The following is a 24,909-nucleotide window of genomic DNA, read 5'->3' as shown; positions in this document are numbered from 1 at the left end:
CTTGTACCAATGTTCCTTGTAATCAGCTGTCTTTCCCTATAAAAGCAGCCCCAGGCTGCATATACAGCGCTGTATTGCTTTTCAGCACGAGATTGCCAATATAGTACTGTCCCGCAGGAATGTACACGATTCCTTGAACGCCATTCCCTGCAAGTGTACCGTAGCTGCTAGCATCGTCAATGGCTTGCTGAATAGCTGCTGTCCTAGCTGCCACGCCCGTTTGATCCCCGGTTGAATTAACAAGATAAGGGGCTTGTCCTACATTGAAAATTCCTGTCCCTGAAGATGCAGGCACATCGGTTTCTGCCGGATCAGCCGCAATGACGAGGCGCGTCTTCCTGCTGTTCATCGTAACAATCAAATATTCATCTTTCTGCGTGGTGAACGTCAAGGTTCGACCCACAACGCTGTCCGGCTGAATTCCCAGTTTCTTAGGACTAATTGCGTAATCGTGAACCTTGTCCGTATTTAGTATCGTAACCTCGAAGGTAACCGGTCCATTGGACATGGAAAAGTTCGCATAATCATAATCGTCAAAAGATTTGACTACGGGAATATCCACTCCGTTCGCCTTCAGCGTGTAGTTAACGGAAGCCGCATACTTCGCTGGTTGATTATAGGGATATATGACTGCTTTCGACGCTGCTGCATTAATTTCTGGAGTCACTGCTGCCTCCACGCTTGTTGTTAGAGGGTTACAAAGAAACCCTGCCGTAAAAACAACCGCCATGATCATACTGAAAAATCGATTCATTGTTATCATCTGTTCATTCCCCCCTGAATAGCTTCGCTGACTTTTGCAAGGATGTCAGCGCTTCCACTTTTTCATTATAACAACTGGGGCCATTGGTTATAATGCGGTAATCTCCATTTCAAGGGCAGATATTTATTGATAATGACGCTCAGCTACAACGCTAATGTAAATAACGAACGAATCTAAAGCTCATTTAAAGTAATAAAAAGATTGCCACTCATCCCGGCCTTCCTGGCTAGGTGATTGGCAATCTCTTTAGTCACTGCTACTTTGACAAATTCACATCGTTTATCCCAATAATATATCCGTATAATAATAGTGAGGCCCCGGTGATGTTGTATCGAGAAGTGCCACCGGCATGATATACACCTCAAGCGGTGAGCCATCGCTAATGGCCTCAACTTCCACGAGATGACTTCCAGCCGCTAGAGTCAACTCCACATACTGTTGTTCAGGGGCACGGTGATACGCTGGCATGAACTCCAACGTTTCTTTGCATGAAATCACCGTCTGACCATTCAGCTTCAGCGTTACAGGACTATTCGCTGCTGCAATAAGTCTCAGTTTGCGTTCAATCGGATTAGTAAGCTTTGTTTCCGCCTTATACACGCCACCTACTTCAACTTTCTTCCAATGTACGCTATTCCCCGGGAAATAGATCACTTCTCCTTCGCCATCTTCTGGACCCCTGACGATCCATCTGGAGGAGTTGACCATGGCAAACGGTACTTTTTGAATCGACCATATCGCACGGTCATGTATTCGTGTCCAACTAAACGTTAGCTCATGACTTGCAGCTGCAATTGGCCCAGCCATGATTTCCGTATCCCACTGGAAGGATTCATCTGGTTGCAGGCTAATCTCAACCGTTGTTGGTCCATGCCAACCTGAAGGCAGCTCTACTGCTATATGTCCATCGATTCGGGTCATTGAGTGATTCGTCAGCGTAAACTGCAGTACCTTGCTTTGACCCGGACCGATAGCTGGGCCATCCGCTCCGAAATCGATGATTAATTCTGCATCCGGGTTTCTTTTTGTTCCATGCGGCAGCAAGTAACAATTGGACGTTATTTTACTTTCCCAGAGCGCCCTTATTGCTTCTTCTGCTTCTCCCTCAACCAATGATTTGTTCCACGAAGTAGGGAGCTCTGGATGCACCCAAATCTCGGTATCCCATGCCGCGAGAATCTGTTTGCCCATTCGGATTGTACGGCGCGTTAACTCATCCAAATTTCGAGGCGCTGGGAATCCTTTAATTGGGGGACTGACGACGATACGGTCACCTACCGGCTTTACCCATTTGGCAGGCAAGCCTTCCGGTCCTAGTAGCATTCCCAATATCGCACCCAGCGTTGCTGCGGTACAATCTGTATCGTAACCACAATTGACGGCTTTCAAGATGGCGTCTTCAAAATCTTCCCCATACAACCATCCAAGGATGGTAAAGGCAATATTTTGAGGGGCATCGGTAAAATTGTCACTGCCATGGTGCTCGAGAATGAGCAAACGCGTTTCAATCCAGCTCTTCCCTTCCTGATGCCACCGAAGCAGATCTTTCAAGGCCTTGGAGGTGCGACTATCCTCTGGGATATACTTCATTCCAATCGCAATCAACCGATCCCTGTCTTTCTCGAAGAAAATGGCGCTTTCCAACGCAGCCAAAAACATTTCACCATAGACACCTTCGCCGCCAGCATGATCTACAATCGCATCCTGATACGCATAGTGAGCTGCAATTTCCGGGGCTCCTGGAGCAGCCATTGCCCATATTTCGGAACGAATAGGTGAGCCCATACAGTCATTGAATGGATTGTTGAACCAACCCGCAACCGGTGGAAGTAAACCTCTTCTTAAATTCGTCAATGCATAGCCATATTCATCAAATGGGAAAAAGACATGCTCTAACCATTCCTGTCCAAGTTCAGTTGCGGTCAATCCCGGACCATACTGCTCCAAAGCGTGCAGCCACACCAATTGCAGGTCCAAATCATCGTTCTCTAGTGGACCGTCCGGCAGTTCCGGATAAAAGCTCAATTCAAGCAGCTCCTTCTTGCCCTCGACCGGTGCACCCAGCGTTCCTCCGATATTTTTCCCCAGCCATCCCCCAAATACGATACGATAGTAATCTTGTTCATTTAAAATGCTGATAGACATGTGAAAACCTCCGTTGTTTGATATAATGGACATTGAATTTAGTATAAAAGCGGTTCCATTATAGTGCCATGTACATAGTTTTGTTCTAAAAAGAAAAAACATCGGGGGATGTCATGCCATGCACTACTCTCTTTCGCGATTATCCACATTGGATGTCAAATGGGCGGATCTTTTCGATGCAAATACCCCCCATTTCTTCGGTCAGCATCATAATCCCTATTATGAGCTTATCGTCATTGCTGACGGAACGGTGCATTTGCAGACTGCTGATGAACGTATGACCTTACATGCTGGGGAGTCGCTTCTTTTGAAGCCTTGGGAAACACACACTGGTTGGAATTCCCAAGAACGACAAGGTCAATTTTTTTGGGTGCAATTTTCCTGCAATCCTACCCTTAATGAATTCGTGCTGGATCGAGCCGCAGAGCTTAATATTGTCCATGCCGAACGAACCGAGCTTAGAACCACGGAAAACCTTCATGAAGATTTGCTTGTTATCCCACGTCAGTTTCGTTCTTTGCAACGTTTTAAATTGCTCGGCTTGTTTGAAGAGCTAGTCGAGACAATGAAACAACCGACGGGCTATTTTCGTTTTCATGCCACCTTATTACTTGGTGAAATCCTTCGTCTTATGGCCAATGATTTTTTAAAGCAAAGCCAATTGGACACCGCTTTCTCCGCTTCCTACCTTACTTTTCGCAATCTAGTCAATTACTTGAATAATTTTTACGATTCGGACATTTCCAAAGAGACATTAGAACGATTAATGGATCGCAAATATGAATATCTCTGTCAGGTGTTCAAAAAGTATGCCGGAACGAACATCCACAATTATATCCACCAGCTCAAAACCCAACGCGCCAAACATCTGCTGCGCACTACAGATAAAAGTGTTCAGGAAATTGCCAGTGAAGTGGGATATCCGGATCCTTTTTACTTCAGCCGTATGTTCAAAAAGATCGAAGGTGTCGCTCCTCTGCATTATCGGAATAAAGAGCCGATGGGGTAGACGTTGTGCAACAGAAATAAGGAGCTATCTAGTAGAAATTCAACTACTAGATAGCTCCTTATTTTAAAGACACTACTTACCGCCCTTGTTGCTCGATTCTTTCAAGCCTTTGATCCAACCTTTCCAGCATGACCTTGAGCTCCATATTTTCCTGCTCTGCACGATAATTAATGGCGAAGTCAAGGATCGCCTCCTGCTTATCTTTGGAAGCTTGTCGATTCTGACTCATGAGAATGACTGGAGCTTGGAAGGCTGAAATACAAGAGAGAATAAGATTAAGCAGGATGAACGGGGGTTTATCGAAGGCAAAGCTCAAGCAATTAATCGTCATCCAAATGACTAAGAACAAGCTGAAAAGCAGAATAAACGCCCAACTTCCCCCGAACGTTGCAATGTCATCAGCAAGCCGATCAGCCCAAGAAGTCTTCTTCTCCTGCTGCTCAATTAAATGGGACTTAATGTTCCCTTTATACGCATTTACTATAGCGGCAATGCGTTCTAATTGGTCATTGTCCAGTTTAAAGTTAGGATCATTATCTAATTCATGAAACAACTTCTCAGGTGTGAAATCACCTTCGACTTGAGCCCCTTCCATCTCTTTCCCCATTTTCTTGTCCCTTCTTCCTTCTGCCAATCTTACTCCAATGTGGCAAGCAGCTTATCATCAAAGTCCTTGTCTGATTCCGGATACGTTAAATCCATGCTTTCTAACGCTGACACGGCAATTTGTAGAACTGCCCAATCCCGATACCAGCGATGGTTGGCAGGGACAATATACCAAGGTGCTGACTCCGAACTGCACCGTTTGATCACATCCTCATAAGCCGCTTGATATTCGTCCCATGATTCACGTTCAACCAGGTCGTTCTTATCGAATTTCCAACGCTTTGTTGGATCCTTGAGTCGATTTCTAAGCTTGGCTAGCTGAAAATCTTGCGAGATATGCAAGAAAATCTTTACGATTTTCACACCATTGCTCTCCAGCAGTTTCTCAAAATGTTTGATGTACTTGAACCGCTGTTTGGCTTCCGAATCATCAATTAATCGATGTATACGCGTGATCAGTACATCTTCATAGTAGGATCTTACGAAAGCTCCAATCATGCCCTTGGCAGGCGTCGCTTTATGTGCACGCCACAAAAAATCATGGGATGCCTCTTCTTCGGTTGGCGTTCGGAAACTCGTTACTTGGAACCCTTGCGGATGCAAGCACCCGAGTGCCTGCTTCACGACACCATCTTTACCACTGCAATCCATGCCTTGAATGACGAACAGAACAGACTGTTGCTTTTCTGCATAAAGCATATTTTGAAGCTCTTGCAAGCGGTCCTTCAAACGTGTCATATTGGGCTCTATTTCTTCTCTATCATGATGAGCATTCGTATCGTTGGGATCTAAGTTCGATAATTGCACTTTTTTACCGGGTTCCCATCGGAAATGGCTGTTAGGCATACTTGACCTCCTCTACCTTGTTGTCATTGGCTCATTAGCTGATTTCAACCATTTTTTCCGCCACAATGGGGTGGGCGAACTCGCCGCGCAAGATAGCTCCTTGTTCCACCACCACTTGTTTGTCCAAAATTACATGATCCAAATAAGCATTCGCTTCGATCGCGCATTGATGCATCACGATACTATTTTTGATGCTAACGCCTCGATTTACCTTCACACCTGGAAACAAAATGCTATTTTCCACATAGCCTTCAATGCTGCAACCATGAGCGATAAACGAGTTACGAATCAACGCTTGGTCATGATAGGCCGTTGCCAGTTCTTCTTCATGCCTAGTATAGACAGATTCATGGTTAATCATAAATTCATGCCATCCATGCGGTTGCAACAGGTGCATACTATGGGCATAGTAGCTATCGATCGAATCCATAATAGCCACATATCCATGATTGGCATAGCCTTGAACATGAATATCAGCTAAGTGGCTCCAAATGACTTCTTTCAGGTACCTCTCACTGCCAAGCATCATGCTTTGCTCAATCAGCTCAATAAGCAGACTCCGTTTGATAACCATCGTATCCAAATCGATATTTTGCGGCTTTAAGCTTGGTAACGCATGGAACGTTGGCGTAACACGGACGACTCTGCCCTGCTCGTTCATTTCCAGGCTATAGGCATGACCAATATGCGCATGGCGATCCATCTCGGTTAAATGCTTATAGAGAATCGTCATATCAGCGTTGTTGCCCAGATGGTAATCGATCATATTTTCAAAATTCATATGGTAAATCACACTGCTAGGAGCAAGCAGCACATACGTTTCGTTGCAATTTTTCAATACATCAATATGGCTGTATAGATGAAATAGATCTCCACGCATATCCTTAGCGAGATGGTTAGGAGAGAGCACAGTTACGCCGCCTTCCGCGGTCGTATCTAAGCCCCAATGATGCCCGTCACCCACATGTTCAAGCAGGGAGTCCGCTTTGTCATTCGCCAAAAGCATAACCTTCTGAATACCCGAATTGCTCATATTGGAGAGCGCAAAGTCGACCATCCGATAACGTCCGGCAAAAGGTACGGCACCTACACATCGATTACGTGTAAGAGTAGATAAGTCATCTTGTTCATTCATCAAATTGATCATCCCAAGAACATCCTTCATCCTATACGCCTCCTCGGATTATCCGAAATACACCTGATTGGTCAGCTTGGCCGGAATAACAGCTGGATACTGGCGTCTTACCGTTGTTCTCTCCGCAATTGTCGTGATCTCTGCCCCGTCTAGCTGACCTACAACAGCTCCATCCTTAATGATTGCGCCTTCCCCGATAATCGCATTACTAATGAGCGCGTTTTTGCCAATTTGCACACCTGGCATGATGACGCTATTGAGTACTCTGCTATTTCCTCCAACACGAACATTATCGAATACCACGGAATGACTGATATTTCCATAAATCGTCGAACCATCGCCGATTATCGCATTATTTACTCTGGCTGTTAAGGAAACGTGAGTTTGCGAGAGATTCCTTGTTTTGGTCAGTATAGGCCACATTTCCTGTTCCAATTGCAATTTAGGCGTATATCCAAGTAAATCCATATGGGATTCCCATAGGCTTTGAATCGTACCTACATCTTTCCAATATCCTTCGAATGGATATGCCGATAAGTGGGCGCCTTCAGCCAGCAGTCCGGGAATGATATTTTGTCCAAAATCATGGCTCGAAGATTGATCTTCCGCATCTTTTTCCAAAGATGACCGAAGAACATCCCAATTGAACAAATACACGCCCATAGAAGCGAGATTACTAATAGGCTTCAGCGGTTTCTCTGCAAAAGCTGTGACCCGGTGATCTTCTTCCGTGCTCATAATGCCAAATCGACTCGCTTCCTCCCACTTCACAGGGGTAACGGATATGGTAACATCCGCGCCAGAAGCCTTATGATGCTCGATCATCGCGCGGTAATCCATGCTATAGATATGGTCGCTGGAAATAATTAAGACATAGCTAGGATTCTGTTCCCGCAGGAAAGCCAAATTCTGATAGATGGCATCCGCTGTTCCCGAGTAAGCATTAGGCGCACCTACTTGTCTTTCAAATAGAGAGATCCCACCTCGCTCTTTTGTCATCCCCCACGCATCCCCATTTCCAATATGAGCATGCAGAACAGCAGGTTTGTACTGTGTCAACACGCCTACCGTGTCAATACCTGAATGGCGGCAATTGCTTAATGAAAAGTCAATAATTCTATATTTTCCACCAAAATGGACAGCTGGCTTTGCGATATTTTTCGTCAACGGACTAAGTCTACTACCCTCACCACCAGCTAATAGCATCGCTACGCATTCCTGTTTCTTCACGCTAATCTCATCCTTCCGTAGGCTTATATTTGAGGATAACCGCTGCAAGTGGCGGTATGTTAACAGAAATACTTTGCGGATAACCCTGACAAAGCCATTCCTCGGTTTCCAACATGTTGTCATTGGTTACTCCTGATCCGCCAAATTCCAACTTATCGCTATTAAAAACCTCCTGATAGTGCCCAGGCTCCATGACCCCAAGGCGATATCCCTCATGCGTTTCAGGTTTGAAATTGCTTATGATAATAAGCTGTTCATTGTTCGTCTTCGATTTTCGCAAGAGCGTCACCAGGCTATCCTCTTTCTCATCCGCAACCAGTGAGGTAAAGCCGTTCGACTCGAAATCAAGTTCCCACAATGCTTTTTCTGCTATGTAAAAATGATTCATCTGTTTCACAAATTCCGCAAAATGCTGATGCTCTTCAATGTCCAACAATCCCCATGCCAAGGAATCCTCTGCATTCCAATCGTCCATTTGACCGAATTCAGTGCCCATAAAAAGCAGTTTCTTACCCGGATGTCCCATCATATACGTATAAAGCACACGCAGATTAGCAAAACGCTGCCAATTATCTTCCCCAGACATTTTACCTAGCAAGGATTTGCTCGGATAATTCATTTCGTCATGAGAATAAGGCAAGATGTAATTCTCATCCGTTGTCCCCAGCAATGACCGCGTTAACCGATCTTCCTGTCCGCTGCGTTCGCTTTGATTTTTCTTCATAAATGCCAGCGTATCCGAGGTAAAGGCTAAATTCCATTTGTAATTAAACCCTAGTCCGCCATACTCAACCGGTGTAGTCACTCCCGGATAAGCGCTCGAGTCTTCTGCAATCATGAGCATATTAGGATACCTGGAGAATACGACTGCATTTAATTTCTGTAGAAACGCAATCCCTTCCAGATTCTCCTCTCCCCCCTGTTCGTTCTTAATGTATTCCTCTTCTGGCCGATTAAAATTCAACGTTAACAAGCTATAGACGGCATCGACTCTTAATCCATCCACATGATACATATCCATCCAGAAGAGGGCATTCGAAATTAAAAAACTAACGACTTCGGGCTTACCATAATCGAAAATATACGTTCCCCAAGTCGGATTCTCACCTTTGCGACTATCCGCATACTCATAGAGCGGGGAGCCATCAAATCGGGATAAACCATGCGCATCTTTGCAAAAATGAGCAGGGACCCAGTCCATAATTACGCCGATTCCCTTCTGATGACAACGATCCACGAAGTACATGAAATCTTTTGGTGATCCATAACGGCTTGTCACCGAATAGTAACCGGTTACCTGATAGCCCCACGAGGAGTCAAGCGGGTGCTCGGCTAACGGCATAAGCTCAATATGGGTATACCCTCGCTCATGAACGTAATCGACGAGTTCATCAGCTAATTCCACATAACTATAAAATCCACCGTCCTCCTTGCGCTTCCAACTGCCCAAATGCACTTCATAGATAAGAAGCGGCTGCTGCAAGTGTTGATTCGATGTAATATTCGCCAACCAGTCTTCATCCTGCCATTCATAGTTTTCAAGCGAAGCAATAATGGAAGCGGTTTCCGGTCGAAACTCCGTTTGAAACGCATAGGGATCCGCCTTCAGATAATGATCTCCGTCTTGCGTAACGATTTCATATTTATATAAAGTGCCTTCATCAAGCTCGGGAATGAATAGTGTCCAAATGCCTTCCTGCATCGTCATCGCATGATGGCTGCCATCCCAACCGTTAAAGCTGCCGGATACGTTCACCTGCTTGGCATTCGGCGCCCACACAGCGAAGTTGACTCCTTTGCAGCCTTCGCGTTCTTCTAAATGTGCTCCAAGAAATTGATAGCTTTGATACTGTGTGCCTTCATGCAGCAAATAGAATGCGTCCGTATTTGATTTCGAGGCGATCGTTGTCATGCTCTTTCCTCCCCTGCGTTGTTGAATTTAATGCTAATTACACACATATGGATAGATTGAAACAACAAATTGATAACTTTTTGCAGCACAAAAAAAACACGATACCAGTTTGGCTCGTGTTTTTGGAACGATCATTTTGTATAGCGCTATTGCTATTATAGCAGCGATTCCGCGCCGTCAATGAACAGTTCCGTACCGGTAATATGGTTAGAAGCGTCTGAGGCCAGGAAAGCTACCAGATTAGCGACTTGCTCAGGCTGTCCAGGCGCATGTTCTAATGGTTGGCTTCCTTGTGGGTACTTGACTGGAATTTTAATTTTCTCAAGTTCCTCCGTAGTCTGGGTATTCTCACCGATATTGGTCTTGATTGAGCCCGGACAGATGGCGTTGACGCGTATTTTGTACCGGGCCAATTCTAACGCGGCCATTTTGGCAAAGGCAACTTGCCCTGCTTTGGATGAGCTATAGGCCGACATCCCGAACCCGGAGAAGGTGCGACTTCCGTTAATTGAACTCGTGACAACGATGCTGCCGCCACTCTCTTTCATATGAGGAATTGCATATTTAATGCAGAGGAACGTCCCCTTTAGATTGACAGAAAGTGTACGATCCCAGTCCTCAGGCTTCATATCTTCAATCGGCGCCAAAACCCCGTTGATGCCAGCGTTGGCAAAGACAACATGTATCTGTCCCCATGTCTTTGCCGTTTGCTCGAACGCCTGTTGAACTCGGTTCGAGTCGGAGATGTCGACGTCGGCTGTTATCACCTGACCGCCTGCAGCTTCTATCTCTTGTTTCGTCTGCTCTAGCCGGTCGTCCTTCAAATCAGCAAGGCATACTTTCATTCCTTGCTGTGCCAGCATCACGGCTGCAGCACGCCCAATACCGGATCCTGCTCCGGTAATCAAAGCAACCTTGTCCTTTAAATCGGGTAGTACCATCAACGATTTCTGCAATGTTTGCACGGCAATGGTTTCACTCCTAACCTATATTAGTAGACTCAAATAAACCTAATCCTCCTACTTATTAAAGTTACTATACCCATTCTGCGCATCATTCAAACTCAATCGATCGTTACTACAAAAAAATAAAAGCCCCAATCGCAGGGCTTTATTTATCGATATGAGGCTCAAGATCCTTCCACATATACCCGACGACTTAGGACTGATATTCATCTTCAGTGACTTGCTCCAACCATTCGACCGTCTTGCCGTCAAGACGTTCTTGAATGGCGATATGGGTCATAGCTGTGGTGGGAGAAGCACCATGCCAATGCTTCACACCAGGTGGGAACCAGACTACATCTCCGGGGCGAATTTCCTCGATCGGACCTCCCAATCGTTGAGCCCGTCCCATCCCCGCCGTTACGATCAGCGTTTGACCCAGCGGATGCGTATGCCATGCTGTCCGCGCGCCGGGCTCGAATGTAACACTTGCACCAGCTACACGTGCGGGCTCAGCTGCTTCAAATAATGGATCGATCCGAACAGTTCCCGTAAAATAATCAGATGGTCCTTTACCCGAAGGTTGGGATCCTACTCTTTTAATTTCCATTTACTAAATCCCTCCGTTAATGTTGTGAGTTTGTTTTCGCGTTGTTGTACTTATAATGATACCAAAAGGGACGGCTGAATTGAATTCTCCTTGGCACATATTGCGCGGTTTGATGGACAGATACTCTGTAGTATTTCTATTAACTGGAAAATATACAGCTATTTATGCGAAATTCGCTCGAAATCTCGATTTAACTGTAAAATATGTAGCTAAAACCTCCTCTTTTGTTCAGATCGGTTAAAATGGTTAAAATTAACTGTAGGTTATCCATCTATTCTGAGTTAGATCAGAAATAACCAAAATTTAACTGTATAAAAACCATCTAATCATCTGGAGGACAGGAGATTTAGGAATCTACCTTGTAATTGCTCATCGAAGAGCTGCTGACGGCGACTGTGTGGCAGGACCTAGCATCCATAAGGAAAAACGAGCAAAGACAAGCCCTTCCCTTTTGAATGAAGAGCTTGTCTTTATTTATGAAATCACATCCTCCAGCCGAAGATCAGGCGACGTTCCAAGCTCTCGCTGCAGCAGTTGCTCCAATTCACGATATTGCTTCATCGCTTCGTTCTTCCGGCCTAGATCAGCATACAATCGCATCATTTTGTAATGAATGTCTTCTCTCATCGCATCGATCTTCAACATTTCACCGTAGTAATGCAGCGTTTGCTGTGGACGGTCATGTGTCCAGTGATGCTGAGCAGTCAACTCCAACAAATCAATGTATTGTTGCTCCAACGAGCGACTCATCTCGATAGCCCACTCATAGGACCTGCCTTTCAACAACGGTCCCTTATACAGAGCTTCCGCCTGTTCCAACAAAGCTGCACGCTCACTAGGTGCTCGTCTAATTTCCTTGATCAACCGCTCGAACTCATACAGATCGCACCTCAGATCATCGGTTTCTAAGCGTATTTCGTTTCCCGTCGTTGTAATCCCCCCGCCAGACCGGTCGTATCCGACCGCTTTGCGGATAGCGTACAGCGTCGAATTCAAATTCTTCAATGCATTGTCCGGGGCTAGATTCTGCCACAACGTTTCCGTTACTTCCTCCCTGGCCACTGTTCTTTTGCACGCCAGAAAAGCAAACAATTCCTCGGTTTTCGGACTTCGCAATCGAACCGCTTCTTTCTTCCCTTCAGTCATACGGCGTATAATTTTAAAACCACCGAACAGTTGCACCTCCAGATTCGGGATGGGATCGTCCTGCCGTCGAACCCTTTGAATCTTCTCCATGGTGACGGCTAGCCTCTCCGACGTAACAGGTTTTACGATATAGTCCAGCACGTTAATCGCATAAGCTCTTACCGCATACTCATCAGAACCTGTCACTAACACAATATCGATATTCCGCCGCATATCCGTTAGCAACGCTGATAATCTCATTCCGTTAATATCGGGCATGGAAATGTCGAGAAAGGCGACATCGATATCATGCTCTTTGGCATATTCATATCCATCCTGGGGATCTAAGAATGTCTCGATACTTCCGATTCCACCGATTTCCGACAAGAGACGCTTCAGTCTCCTTATCGCCATTTCCTCGTCGTCTACGATCATCAATCGCAGCATACGCTACGTCTCCCCTCTTTCTAAAATGTGTCTTGTCGACAATTCCATCTCCACACGCGTGCCTTCACCCTCTCGGCTGTCGATGCTTAATGTTGTGCCATACAGCAATCGCAAACGTTGGCTAATATTCCACAATCCGATGCCCCCGACTGCCGTGTCGGGCTTCATAACTGACACCAACTGACCTTCTTTCATCCCGCAGCCATTGTCTTCAATTCGTATCAATACATCACCTTGTGCCCGTTCGATAACGGTCAATTTCACCGTCCCCCCTTTCGAGCGGGACATAACGCCGTGTCGAATCGCATTTTCCACAATCGGCTGAATAACGAGAGGGGGAATCATTACCCCCAGATTTGCCTCCAAAACGTAATCCACCTGCAGCCTCGCACCAAATCTCGCCTGTTCAATGGCTACATAAGACTGGACGAGCTCCAACTCGTTCTCCAGCGTAGTCAAGGCTTCGAGGTGCTTGAAATCAAAGCTGCTTCTCAAATAGCTCGACAATCGAAGCGTAAGCTGCTCTGCCTGTCCGGCATCGATCACGCACAGTTCGGCGATCGCCGTAAGCGCGTTATAAAGAAAATGCGGCTTAATCTGCGAACGTAGAAAAGCGATCTCTGCATTCCTGGCTAGCTTGACCGAAGATTTCAGCTCGGTCAAATTACGTACGCGGGCCATCAGTTCCTCGGATTCGAACGGCTTCGCGACAACATCGTTCGCTCCGTTCTCCAACGCTATTCGAATATCCTCGCTGCTGTTTCGGGCCGTCAGCACGAGCACTGGCAGTTCGAACGGCGAGAATCTTTCTCGAATGCGCCCAAGAACTTCGTAGCCGGACATGTCCGACATGATGAGATCCAGCACGACAAGAGAAATATCCGGATAACTGAACAACGTTTCCAAAGCTAGTTGCCCTCGGTCAACAACGATGAAGGTGCGTTCTTCCAATTTGAACATGTTCATCATACTTTGCAGATTCGCAAAATCGTCATCCACCAGTAGAATCGGTTCCTTTTCCTTACCCGCAACATATAGCGGATACTCTTGAGAGTGCACACTGACAGTTCTGGACAATGGCAATTCGACTGATTCAGCCATCCTTCCGTCGCCGTTCAGTTTCAAATTATCATCTGCTAGAGGCAGTGTGAAGCGGAAAGCCGCCCCCCTGCCAGTCTCCGAATCAACTTCGATATGTCCGCCGTGCAGCTCCACCAGACGCTTCGTAATGCTGAGCCCAAGCCCGGTGCCGCCGTAATCGGCCGCTCCGTCTTGCTCGAAATCCAGGAAAATGCGTTCGCGCATATCTGCAGCGATCCCAAGCCCGGTATCGCTCACTCGCACTTCCATCCATTCTCCCCTAGTTTCGATGCTCACTTCGACGGTCCCTTGATTAGAAAACTTAATCGCATTACCGATTAAATTGTGCAAAATTTGAATGAGTCGATTACCGTCCGCATAAACAAGAGGCAAATGATCCGGCACGCTGTTGATCAGCTTCGTGCTTCTGCCCTCTAGCAAAAAGCTGTGAATCTGGATAACCGATTCGACATACGATTTCACATCGATTGCTCTTCTTTGTAACGCCAGATCACCGTGCTTAAGCTTTGAGTAATCGAGCAATTCGTTTACGAGCATCATCAGCCTTCTGCCGCTGTCAACCACGATGGACATGTTGCGAGCCTGTTTGTCTGTCAGTGTCCCCTCCACTCCCTTAAGCAGTGATTGGGAAATATTAACGATCGCATTCAGCGGTGTCCGCAATTCATGAGATGTATTCGACAGAAAGTCGTCTTTGATTTTATCGAGCCGCAGCAATTGGTCTTTCATCCTGTCGACCGTCTGGTAAGCTTCAAAAAATCGCAGTACGACAACAGGTACCATCACGGCATTAAAAATAATGATGCAAAACTGTGCCAGCCAGGCGGTTTTATAGATCCCAAGTGCGAAAAATATTACATCCAGCGAATACATATTAATCATCAGTACAGCCACACACAGCATCAGTAATTTAAACCGTGTTCCTCGCTCGCCTTTCATGAACAATTGGGCAGATACGAGAAAATTCCAAAATTGAACGATTTGGTACAGGAGAACAATATAGAACTGAATTGGCGTATACGCCCGGATGGATAGCATCGGAATAAGGATCATAAATCCAATCAGCACGAACGTTACCGCTAGTGTAATACGTAATGACAGCTTGCTTCTATGCAAATGATGGTAAAAAAGCGCTAATGCCAAACAACCGGAAACCGAAACGAAATCCTTGATTTTATATAGGATTTCGAAAGATAGTCGGCCTTCCAACAAAAAGAAAAGCGATCGCTCTCCCATTAGTCCGTGATACAGCCCAAACATCAGACAGATCGACGCCAACAGCAAGAGTGAATGGTCTCTGATGCGATAAGCGGAGGCAGCCGCGAAACAGATCAAATAAATCAGCGTCAGAGTACCAAGAATGCCCAATACGAAAAAATCTTTACTGAGCGCTAACTGCCGTTCAGAGATTAATTGATCGGCAGGCCCAAAGCGCAGCGAGTCGACGATACCTGAATTTACATAATCGTAGTTGGCCGCCTGCACGATAATTTCGATGCGCCCCTGTTTCGCGGAAAAAACGCCAAGCTGTGGGCGGTTACCCGAGCGATAGCCCGATTTGTCAGTGGACGTTTGCCCATCAGCCAGCAGCTTGTCTCCATTCACATAAATCTCACTGGCAAAACGAATATTCGGTTTCTTCAGCGCCAACTCTCCGGCATAGGAAAGCCCAGTCAACACCATCCTGTATGTAGCCGCTCCGTAAACCGGCAGCTTAACGCCGTTAAGCTGCTTTCCGTTCCAGGGGGATGGGATTTTCATATAAGAAACACCGCTGGCATCGGGCAATTTCGATGGCTGTCGGAAATCATCCGGCGTAAGCAACTGGTTCCAGTAGAACTCCCACTCTCCGTCCAACGGGATAACTGGATCGATTTCGGGATTCCACCGCTCAAGATCCAAGTTGCCATGCTGAACGATCCATTGGCTTTGCTGCTCGCCACCTGTGATCTTTCCAGAAAGAGGTACGAGCGAAAAACCGATCAATCCGATCACAGTGACAAGCAAGACCCTTGCAAGCCAAGATATTCTTTCGTTTCGAATCAGGTTCGCCTCCTCTTCCCTAGACAATTACTTAATGATATAAACTATTTCGTTGTCGACATCGTGAATTCCTATTCGGTATGCGGCTTAAAATGAAAATAAAACCGCTTCAAACTTAAAAGCGCGCGCCAATTGAGTATCGGCACGCGCTCACAGCATAGCTTTTTTCATCTGTCTACTTGACAAGGGTATGACCAGCTCATTGGCTGTCATGTTTAAAACTTATTAATGATTAGGTACCACATAAACACTGCCATCAGACAACACTTGTACAGTGCCCGAGGCTGATTCAATTTCCCGAAGTGCCCAATGTTCTTGCGGAACGTCCGGCCAGCTTGATGACTTTACGTCGGCTGTCGGCCGCCCGAACAATCGGTTTAATATCGTTACTGCTTCCGCACGATTCAATTGATTATTCGGCAGGAAGGTGCCGTCGGAATAGCCCTGCAAAATGCCTGCTTGCGAAGCTTGCTTAATCGCTTCAAAAGCCCAGTGCTCTTGCGTATCGCTGAAACCTACATAAGAAGTGTTTCCAGTTGCTCCAACTTGAAGCAGTCTAGCAGCAATGTTGGCAATCTCGCCGCGAGTAATCGCATCATTAGGGCGGAAGCCGGTATCATCCCCGAGCATCACTCCTGCGCGCTGCATATTGGCAATAGCTTCTGCAGCCCAATGTCCTTTGGCAACGTCCGGATAACCACTAGGTGCCGAAGCCGAAGCATTGCTCGACTTACCAGCGCCAATACGATTCAAAATTGTCGCCAATTCCGCACGCGTAATGGCTTGCGATGGGTGGAATGTGCCGTCTGGATAACCGGACAAATAAGGTTTCAGCGCTCCCGCTCCATTTTTCTGAATAATCGTAAATGTACTGAATTTACTGATCTCAATAGCAATACCGATTGGTTTGCCATCCGCATCATAACGGATTTCTCCTTGCTTAAGCACTTTTTCGCCGTCGCTATGTTCAATGTACACAGCAAGCCCATCCAGTACTTGTTTGGCCGCTGCTGCGTTTTCTGGCAAACTCAAGTTATTCAGTGGGAACACGACTTCCGTCTTGTATCCCGAATAGTTGGTTTCAATCTTAACCGGTTGACCGATTATGGTAATCGATCGACCTCCTGCATCTTTGAGCACAAGCTCAGCAGCTTTCACGCGTGTTGTTACTTCACTGCGCTCAGCCTCTGCACGGACCGGAACAATTCGGAAGTAGGCATCTTTTCCGTCTTTGCCCATTTGCTGTAGGGACTCTACGGATACGGTGATCTGCCCATCAGGCAGCACCAACTGCAGCGCCATTCCTCCATCTGCAAGCAAGCTTACCGTTTCGGCATTTAAGCTGACAATTCGCTCATCTGCAGGATCTTCTGGCAAGTCCGTTACATAGATGCGAGCAATATGATCCTTATTCTCTGCAGCCTTTTCCAAGATCTTACGTGCATCTGTAGTATTCAATTTCACCGTATCAAGCGCTTTACCTTCTGACGATTGAGTCCTCAGGATGTTGGTTTCGAATGTCCAACCTCCGGAACTTCCTGCAACCGTCGTTTGGCGAACCTTAGGGCCAGTACTTGATTCCTCTACACGTTTTACGTCGATGGAATACGTCTGTGAAGACATCAGATCGGCTGATTCCACATTGACGATTATGGTATTGCTTCCAATTCCTATAGCAAGTGTAAAGGTGCCACCGCCTTTAATTTTTACATTCCGCACTCTTACTGTCGCCTCTGGATCATCGGTAATCGCCTTGATTGCCACGTTGGAGCTTTCGGTTGGTGCAATCGTTCCGTATTTAAGCTTGTATGGCGTAAAAGCACCGTCCAAGATGGTATCTGCCTGCAAACTCGCCAATAATGGTGGCTGACCAGGCACTGTCTGCTTACGCAATACAGATACAATATAGGTGAGTGCGGTACCGTCTTGAGCTTCCACCTTAATAGTAAAGGATTGTACATCCTTCGTAAATGGAAGTGACAAGACTGTTCCGTTCGTTACCTTTTGACCATTGATGTAGATGACTGCATCCGATTTTGCAGCAACTGGTAGAAGCTTAAACTCACCAGCTGTATAAGGTACAAGAACCTCATAATTTGCTACTGTCGGGTTGAAGTCAGTTAACAACTGAGCTCCGTCAGTAGCAAGTCCCAAGCTTTGCAGTTGTGCATTACCGCTTAGTTCTCGAACTACAGTTACTTGGTAGTTGCGTGTTTCCGATCCGTCTGGTGAGGTCACAACCACAGGGACTTGATTCTCGCCAACTTGCAGCTGAATCGCCTGAGAAGCTTGCCCGCCCTGAACGGATTGACCTTTCACTTTAATACCTGAACCGGCTTTCATAGCACCAGGTGTCAAGGTTACTGTGTCCACGGTATTATCCACATAAACGGCATAGTTTTCTTCCGTCCCTGTGAAGGCTTTCGCCGGAAGTACATCTCCCGGTTGCGAAGCCGTGGCATTATTCAGCTTCAATGACGTCAATAGGGCTTCTTTGGAACCCGTTCCATCAAGAGTAAGTGTGTAGAACTTATCACCTGCGCTAGCAGAACGAACTTTGATGGATACCGATTTCCCAATAACAGGTACTGCGACATCGACATAACCGCTCTCAGGAACTGTCGTGCCGTCGATCGTCACGACCGAAGTAGCCGCCATCGGAACTGCATATACACGAACATTGTCTGAATAAGCTACTGCTTGATAAGCAGTTGTACCGAATTGATACGGAGCACTCATCTGTGCATTGCCCGTTGTCAGTGCCGCAAGATCGCTAGGGGTTGCCGGAATCGCTTCAGGTATACCTCGGATGATTTCAAATCCATACTCGGTTTTGTTGCCAACTCCATCAGTAGCCGTCATCGTCATCTTTACGCGATCCGTCGAATCTCCCCACGCCAATGGTGCGTAATAATAGAATTTCCCTTTATCATCCAATGGAACATTCGTACCATTAACAACAAGTTTAGTTCCCGCATCTGTTTGGCCGGTTATATACATTCTGCTGATATCTGTGACAATACCATTCAGTGAAATCGGGTTGCCCTGAGCATCATTGCCTCCGGAAGCGATCAACATCGGTCCTGTGCGGTCAATGAACAACTTGCGGTATGCCGTAGAGCGGTCACCGCGCACATTCACAGATTCAACCAACACGTTATATTCCCGTTCTTTCAATACGGCAACTCCAAGCAGATCTTGCAGAACAAATGTGGCAGTTCCTCCTGCTGTTACTTGCTCATGGCTGCCGAGCTGCTGTCCGTTTACGAATAAAGTCACAGTTGCGTCTTGATCAGCAGTCACCTTCAAGGAGGCTTGTTCAGCTGTTGTAAGCATTAGCTTCTCTTTATTTCCGTCATATGACGTATACGCTTGTTCAATGACTGCTTTTGCACCTGCGTCAATCACCACTGATAACGTTGGCGGTTGTGGAACTGGCAAATCTGTCAACACACTCGTAGACATTGGACTAAGCACAATACGTCCTTGCTCATGACCAATAGCTGAGACAAAGATATCATATTTTTTACCAGAAGTTAACTCGGTAATAACAGCATTCTGCTCACTTCCCACTTGAGGTAGCAGATCCATGATTGGAACTGCAGATTTACCACTCGTGCTTTCACTAGCCCAAATGCGATAAGCTGTCACATCTCCTGCAATAGAAGCCCAGCGCAAGGATATTTCTCCATTCCCAGTAGAAAGAACCTCAGGTTGCTCAGGTGTATCCAGCGAAATAGGAGCAGTCACCTCTACAGTTGCATCCGTAATAGCATGGATCGGTGCTTGATCTGCACTTTCTCCTACAACAGAAAGATAATAAGTTCCAGGCAGCAAGGAAGTCGGAAGATCAATAGCTTTACTGCCGGATGATGGCAAACTGCTTTGAATAACTTCTCCAACCCATTGATCAGCACTGTCTGTTAACATCATGGTTACTTGCGCATCAGACGATGCATTCTCCATAGACCACGTTACTTGAATACGATTTTCCACGCCAGCTACAGCATTTACTGAAGCTTTAATCTCAGGCAGAGGAATTAATTTTTGAATTTGCAGATCAACTTTTGTAGCATTTTGAATCATCCAATTGCCAGCTGGCGCATTCAACAGCGAAACATATAGTGTATCCCTGCCGTCATTCACTGGATTTGGTGTCGAGATCTTCGTCTGTTGGAGCGGATCTCCGCTTGAGTTTGTACTTGATACTCGATCTAACGCCGGTTGTAAATAGGCGTTGCCATCAGGAGCATCGAAGTTCAGTGTGTATGGCGAACCGTCAGGCGCTGTAATGACAGTATTGGCATTGCCGCCGCTAACCGTTAGCATGTAATTGCCATTCTCGGCGATTTCGAGATATTTGCTGAATCGGCCTTCCATCGCCAATGGTTTAATGGACTTTAACTTCCTAGTTGACTTGTAGGCAACAACACTTGTATGACTGCTGCTTACAACTTTCCACTGTCCCTTCAAATCAACATCATCTAGGAAAATCGTTTTCTTCTGCTGCGATTCGTCATACAGAACATTCATTCCTGGCAAATCCGCATTAGGTTGAAGCTTGTAAAGATCACCTTTTGGCGTATACAGTTTTGTCTGTTCATTTGCGCCATAAATCTCTACGATCGCTTGGCCATTATCTGTTTGAGTCATGTCAAACACGGTAGGATAAACTTGATCCTGCACCCACTGCTGAACATCCTCTATTTTCGTTTTGGACGGAACACTGTTTAATACGGCACTTGGACTTGTGCCTGCGCTGATCATCCAAGTTCCTGCCTCAACCGCATCCACCAACGTGTACACGTAACCCTTATCTTCGAAAGCATTCCAATCTGGTTCGTTCTGTGCCGTCTGTAGACTATAAGGACGTCCATCTGGCTTGTACACAATAATATCACCTTGAGCTTCACCAACTTTAAGGATGTAGCTTCCACGCTCTTTCACTGTAAGAGAAGTAACCGAGCGATCTGGTGTTTGCGACCACAGCTTCGCCAATTCATCCAACTTCAGCGACTCGCTGGCAAATAACAGTTCATTCACTTGGATATGACTATTACCGCTTGTTGTCAGACTCCATTTGCCTGCAAACAACGCTACACGCATATATGTCATTTGGCTGTCAGCATCATAGCTGATTTCTGGATACATAGTCTGCTCATAACTTTGCTTAGATGCAGTACTTTTCAGTGCAGCAGTTCGTTGATCTCCTTTTAAGGCAATAAGTGCCGTGTAGGAACGATCTACCGTAAAAGTAGCTGTCGACTTCCCGCTTGAAGCATTTGTTTCTGTTGTGATCAGAGGTGTTTGATCCACTGACGTAAGCTGTCCATTCACAATGCGCGCTTTCGCATCGATATGAACTGACTCATCCGGTTGGAAAGACAAACTAACCGGTGTTAGATCAAAGACTCGCTTCAGCGGATTGGCAGCAGCAATTCTAACATCATTCACCGTTTTGCCCGAATCTGTATTCCTTAGGAACAATTCTTCCGCAATGTCCAGCCATGGTTCTGCTGCGTCCATAAAATCAGAAACACTGTTCACGAAATCCAGACCCTTTTCCCACCAAGACTTCTTAGGCGGCTCTGCTTCCACTTCGAACAGAATGGTATTGTTATTGAACGTATACTTCAGATTAGCGCCTACCCCGTTATGTCTGAAAGTACCACTAATGCCTTTTTCATTTACACTAAGTGCAACGTTACTCACCGTCGCTCCACCAATACGCGGAATCCCTTTGGGAACATAAACCGTTCCTTTAATAGCACCGTTGAATCCCTTTTGATTAAAAGAGTACGTGCCAATTGCTCCTTTGACGACTTCAAAAAGGTTGATGTCGCCTTTCGTTGCAAAGCCCGGTGCAGAAAATCCTTTGATTCCAGCGGTTGCTGGATTCACTACTGTTTGCATGTCCATGTTTTTCACTGGCAGCCAATAGTAGTATTCAATTCCACTGCCATTAAAGCCGTAGTTCGATAGATTCATATCAATGGAATCGGTACCGATTAGATTAAACTTGTAATTGGCCTGCGGATGCTTCAGTTCAGGGACAATGAGATCATTCACAGATCCAGTGACACTGAACTTCTGAGGAATCTGCGACTTCTCTGCAAGTTTGTCCACATTACCGAATAGATAATTGACTTGTAGACCTGTCGAAGCAAGCTTCACTTTCTTGTACATCCCAAAACTTACGCCATCCAAACGTCCTTGTTTGGTTTTCATATTCAAATCGAAGCTTAAGTTCGTATCTGGCAAGCTGCCTGTTCCCTGAACACCGACATAAGGAATGCGGCTTTCCACAACGAATTTAGTATCACTAGCTTTGATTGGGCCCACCTGAAAGCTATTCTTCATCGTGTAGGTACCCGACAAATCGAAGCGGTTGTTACGGAATTGCAGGCCTTCAAACGGCACCGTTTCCTTAACTTTTTGAGTTCCTACTTGCAAACCGATTTCCAGATCACCAGTTAGACGCAGGCCGTCCTTTGTAAAAATAAACGAGCTTGCCTTGACCGGCATATCCATGTTCAAGTAGTCCGTCGCTTGCGAGCTGCTCAAATCCAAAGCGAACTTGTCTGACGTGATGGTAAAAGGCCCCTCATGAATCGTATAAGACACATTCGAACCGAGTGCTCCACCGCCGTTGACATATAAGCGGCCATCGCCGGTTATTGTCGCTGGATTTACTCTTTTGTCCACAGTAAGGCTGGTTCCCTTGAACATGACCGAGTCATTAATGATTACCGGTTCGGTAGTGTCATTAAGTGTATAGAGACCAGCCGTATCCGGATTCTCCGTGAACGGCCCTTGCAGACCAAGACTGTTTGCCTCGTTGCTAGCAGACGTGCTTGGCACATCTACTCTAGCGAAGTTTCTTGGTTTGTAGAAGTCTTGTGCTGTTATCATCAAACCTTCCGTATATACATAATCCTCATAGAAATCATGCTCCAGGTGTACATCATATTTGCCCGGTGGCAATTCATCCTTCCATGTCAATTCTAACTGACGTTCATTAATGACATTGTAAGAAAGTGTATATTTGGTGCCGTCCTTACTTTGTAAATAGTAATGAATATCGGCTAAAGGCTTACGAAGCAAATTAGGAATACCCGTACCGACTGCAACCAATCGTTTCTTGTCTTTCACATGCAGAACCGAAGCGCCTACACGGTCATAATCAACATCCGGTTGTAACATGTTCGGATCATCTTTCATGATAAATCGTCTTATATCTGTGTAGCTTGTACCAATGATATTCGTTGCATAGCCACGTGTTTCATATTCTTTATGCCACGTAAGGCCTTTTAGAACAACCGTAAATGAGCTTGTTCCTTCTTCTGTACCTGTGTACGGTACTCGAACCCAATTATTATCGCCCTTATCTGAGTACTCTCGATACTCGACCCCTCGTGCTGTAATGTCTTTTGTTCCATCATCATAGACATTTGTAATCACACTGACAATATCATCGATATGCTTGAGATCAAACTGAAGAATCGGATCCACCGTAAGCTTAACACTTGGCGCTGTCGGAGGTGTATACCCGAACAACCAAGTTTCGTTCATAATCGCTGCAGGCTCAACACCGACTTTAGAGCCGAAAACTTTATCCATGATCATAATTTCGTCGCGATTTCCACCAAACATGACAAAATTTTTACCATCGAACGCTATGTTCGCATTGGTTAATGGGAAAGGCACCTGATTGGGTTGCCCCTGGACCTCATAAACCTTTCCCTTTTCGTCCATATTACTTTTATACATAACTCCGGTGGAGAATTTTAATGGAGAAGTTTCCCACTTACTTCCATTCCATCCATAAGCCATACTCCCCCTCGTCGGAGGGTATGTGCTGGATGGCAGTTTTAATTTTTCAACCAATACCGCATTGTTATCATGTACATAGTCTCGTTCTCCACCAAAGAAGACAATTCGACGCCCATCATAGGCCATTGCCTGTCCCCATCGACCATAAGCTTCTGGACCAGCTATCGAACTCCAGTTCTTTGCTTCCCGGTTCCATTTCCATAATAACGGAGAGCTATCATCATGCGTGATCGTCTTCGTTTCTTTTGTAGCGGTACCTGTGTAGGACGCAGTGATTTGGCCTTTGTTCCCACCGTAAAGCACTGCCGTTTGGCCGTCAAAAGCCATTTGCCCGCCATACGCTGCAGGTGGCTTATCATCAGGCGTAGCCTGAGTCCAGCCAGTTCCATTCCACAGCCAAGTATCGTCCTGAAGATGCTTAGAACTTCCGCTGCCTGAATATCCGCCGAACAGAACCAACTGATCGCCGTTATAGGCAAGCTGAGCCCCTCCGCGAGCTATCGGGGAGTCCGTAAGCCCTTGAACTTGCTCCCACTTGGCATCCATGCCATCCCACAGCCAAGTATCACCTAGCAACGCTCCGGACTGACCCTCGCCTCCGAATAGAAGAACTTTTCCAGTGGATGGATCATAAGCCATGGCTGCGCCTTTGCGTTTGGACGGAGAGGAAGCAAGATGCAATTCTTCCCGCCAAGTTTTCTCATAGCCGTCCCATATCCAAGTCTCATCGAAAAGGCCACTGTTACCCTGACCTCCGAACATAACCACATTCTCAGCCATCTCATCAAAGATCATGGCTGCACCCTGTCTTGCACCAGGTGAAAGATTCGTTGTTACTCTCTGCCAAGTATAATCCGTAATTTTGGTTGCAGGACCGTATGTATTCTGCAGCACTGTGTTAGTCCCGGGAGCCACATCTTTAGCTTGAGCTACACTCGAACCGCCGTATAGAAACGGTATGTACTGGAATAGCAATGCAGCAATTAATAGTTTGGCCCATCCGGCTTTCCGACGTCTATTCAACATTCATCCCTCTTTTCCTAGTTTTCATCAACAGTATCCGTAGGCATAGCAGCTTATAGACCTACCAACCCCCGGCCTCTAGTCCTAACTTCACGAAACTTTTCGACAGTAATCGGGATTATTATACAAATGTCGGA

13 protein-coding genes are annotated in these 24,909 nt (G+C 46.1%); 1 reads left to right on the top strand and 12 read right to left on the bottom strand.

Annotation, left to right across the window (positions count from 1 at the left end):
- Positions 1-22: 22 nt before the first annotated feature.
- Together AB4114_RS07510 and AB4114_RS07505 are read right to left on the bottom strand one after the other, a co-directional pair.
- The gene (locus AB4114_RS07510; protein WP_441987896.1) at positions 23-763 is read right to left on the bottom strand and encodes a hypothetical protein; all 741 of its coding nucleotides are present in this window, start codon (positions 761-763) and stop codon (positions 23-25) included.
- 279 nt (positions 764-1,042) lie between these two features.
- A complete protein-coding gene (locus AB4114_RS07505) occupies positions 1,043-2,908 on the bottom strand; it encodes an ADP-ribosylglycohydrolase family protein (RefSeq protein ID WP_441987895.1) in 1,866 nt (621 codons plus the stop codon).
- 118 nt (positions 2,909-3,026) lie between these two features.
- On the opposite strand from AB4114_RS07505, the gene AB4114_RS07500 reads away from it, so the two are divergent.
- A complete protein-coding gene (locus AB4114_RS07500; protein WP_441987894.1) occupies positions 3,027-3,917 on the top strand; it encodes an AraC family transcriptional regulator in 891 nt (296 codons plus the stop codon).
- A 76-nt stretch (positions 3,918-3,993) separates the two neighbouring features.
- Here the strand turns inward: AB4114_RS07500 and AB4114_RS07495 are convergent, their stop codons facing one another.
- From AB4114_RS07495 to AB4114_RS07450, 10 genes are all read right to left on the bottom strand, one after another.
- Complete coding sequence (locus AB4114_RS07495; RefSeq protein ID WP_441987893.1) at positions 3,994-4,524, bottom strand: DUF1003 domain-containing protein; 531 nt, start codon at positions 4,522-4,524, stop codon at positions 3,994-3,996.
- Between the two features lie 29 nt (positions 4,525-4,553).
- Positions 4,554-5,369, bottom strand: a complete 816-nt coding sequence (locus AB4114_RS07490) for a PPK2 family polyphosphate kinase (RefSeq protein WP_441987892.1) — start codon at positions 5,367-5,369, stop codon at positions 4,554-4,556.
- A 34-nt stretch (positions 5,370-5,403) separates the two neighbouring features.
- A complete protein-coding gene (gene glgD, locus AB4114_RS07485; protein WP_441987891.1) occupies positions 5,404-6,534 on the bottom strand; it encodes a glucose-1-phosphate adenylyltransferase subunit GlgD in 1,131 nt (376 codons plus the stop codon).
- 18 nt (positions 6,535-6,552) lie between these two features.
- Positions 6,553-7,734 carry a glucose-1-phosphate adenylyltransferase gene (locus tag AB4114_RS07480; protein ID WP_441987890.1) on the bottom strand — a complete coding sequence of 394 codons (1,182 nt, stop codon included), beginning with the start codon at positions 7,732-7,734 and terminating at the stop codon, positions 6,553-6,555.
- A gap of 7 nt (positions 7,735-7,741) precedes the next feature.
- Positions 7,742-9,646: a 1,4-alpha-glucan branching protein GlgB gene (gene glgB, locus AB4114_RS07475; protein WP_441987889.1), complete on the bottom strand. Its 1,905-nt coding sequence runs from the start codon at positions 9,644-9,646 to the stop codon at positions 7,742-7,744.
- Between the two features lie 155 nt (positions 9,647-9,801).
- Positions 9,802-10,587 carry an SDR family oxidoreductase gene (locus AB4114_RS07470; RefSeq protein ID WP_441988142.1) on the bottom strand — a complete coding sequence of 262 codons (786 nt, stop codon included), beginning with the start codon at positions 10,585-10,587 and terminating at the stop codon, positions 9,802-9,804.
- A 217-nt stretch (positions 10,588-10,804) separates the two neighbouring features.
- Complete coding sequence (locus tag AB4114_RS07465; RefSeq protein WP_441987888.1) at positions 10,805-11,200, bottom strand: (R)-mandelonitrile lyase; 396 nt, start codon at positions 11,198-11,200, stop codon at positions 10,805-10,807.
- A 474-nt stretch (positions 11,201-11,674) separates the two neighbouring features.
- A complete protein-coding gene (locus tag AB4114_RS07460; protein ID WP_441987887.1) occupies positions 11,675-12,772 on the bottom strand; it encodes a BTAD domain-containing putative transcriptional regulator in 1,098 nt (365 codons plus the stop codon).
- Positions 12,773-12,775: 3 nt separating this feature from the next.
- Complete coding sequence (locus AB4114_RS07455; RefSeq protein WP_441987886.1) at positions 12,776-15,868, bottom strand: ATP-binding protein; 3,093 nt, start codon at positions 15,866-15,868, stop codon at positions 12,776-12,778.
- 273 nt (positions 15,869-16,141) lie between these two features.
- On the bottom strand, positions 16,142-24,775 hold the full coding sequence (locus AB4114_RS07450) for a cadherin-like beta sandwich domain-containing protein (protein ID WP_441987885.1): 8,634 nt from the start codon (positions 24,773-24,775) through the stop codon (positions 16,142-16,144).
- Positions 24,776-24,909: the final 134 nt, after the last annotated feature.

This window comes from Paenibacillus sp. 2RAB27, from assembly GCF_052115445.1.
In the GTDB taxonomy this organism is placed as follows: Bacteria; Bacillota; Bacilli; order Paenibacillales; family NBRC-103111; genus Paenibacillus_E.
Note: the sequence above shows the minus strand (reverse complement) of the source record. Positions and strands in the feature narration are given on the sequence as shown.

What these genes read in the sequence shown, in the direction of transcription:
- AB4114_RS07510 (WP_441987896.1), bottom strand. Translation starts at nt 763, where the DNA reads ATGATAACAATGAATCGATTTTTCAGTATGATCATGGCGGTTGTTTTT.
- AB4114_RS07505 (WP_441987895.1), bottom strand. Translation starts at nt 2,908, where the DNA reads ATGTCTATCAGCATTTTAAATGAACAAGATTACTATCGTATCGTATTT.
- AB4114_RS07500 (WP_441987894.1), top strand. Translation starts at nt 3,027, where the DNA reads ATGCACTACTCTCTTTCGCGATTATCCACATTGGATGTCAAATGGGCG.
- AB4114_RS07495 (WP_441987893.1), bottom strand. Translation starts at nt 4,524, where the DNA reads ATGGGGAAAGAGATGGAAGGGGCTCAAGTCGAAGGTGATTTCACACCT.
- AB4114_RS07490 (WP_441987892.1), bottom strand. Translation starts at nt 5,369, where the DNA reads ATGCCTAACAGCCATTTCCGATGGGAACCCGGTAAAAAAGTGCAATTA.
- glgD (WP_441987891.1), bottom strand. Translation starts at nt 6,534, where the DNA reads ATGAAGGATGTTCTTGGGATGATCAATTTGATGAATGAACAAGATGAC.
- glgB (WP_441987889.1), bottom strand. Translation starts at nt 9,646, where the DNA reads ATGACAACGATCGCCTCGAAATCAAATACGGACGCATTCTATTTGCTG.
- AB4114_RS07470 (WP_441988142.1), bottom strand. Translation starts at nt 10,587, where the DNA reads ATGGTACTACCCGATTTAAAGGACAAGGTTGCTTTGATTACCGGAGCA.
- AB4114_RS07465 (WP_441987888.1), bottom strand. Translation starts at nt 11,200, where the DNA reads ATGGAAATTAAAAGAGTAGGATCCCAACCTTCGGGTAAAGGACCATCT.
- AB4114_RS07460 (WP_441987887.1), bottom strand. Translation starts at nt 12,772, where the DNA reads ATGCTGCGATTGATGATCGTAGACGACGAGGAAATGGCGATAAGGAGA.
- AB4114_RS07450 (WP_441987885.1), bottom strand. Translation starts at nt 24,775, where the DNA reads ATGTTGAATAGACGTCGGAAAGCCGGATGGGCCAAACTATTAATTGCT.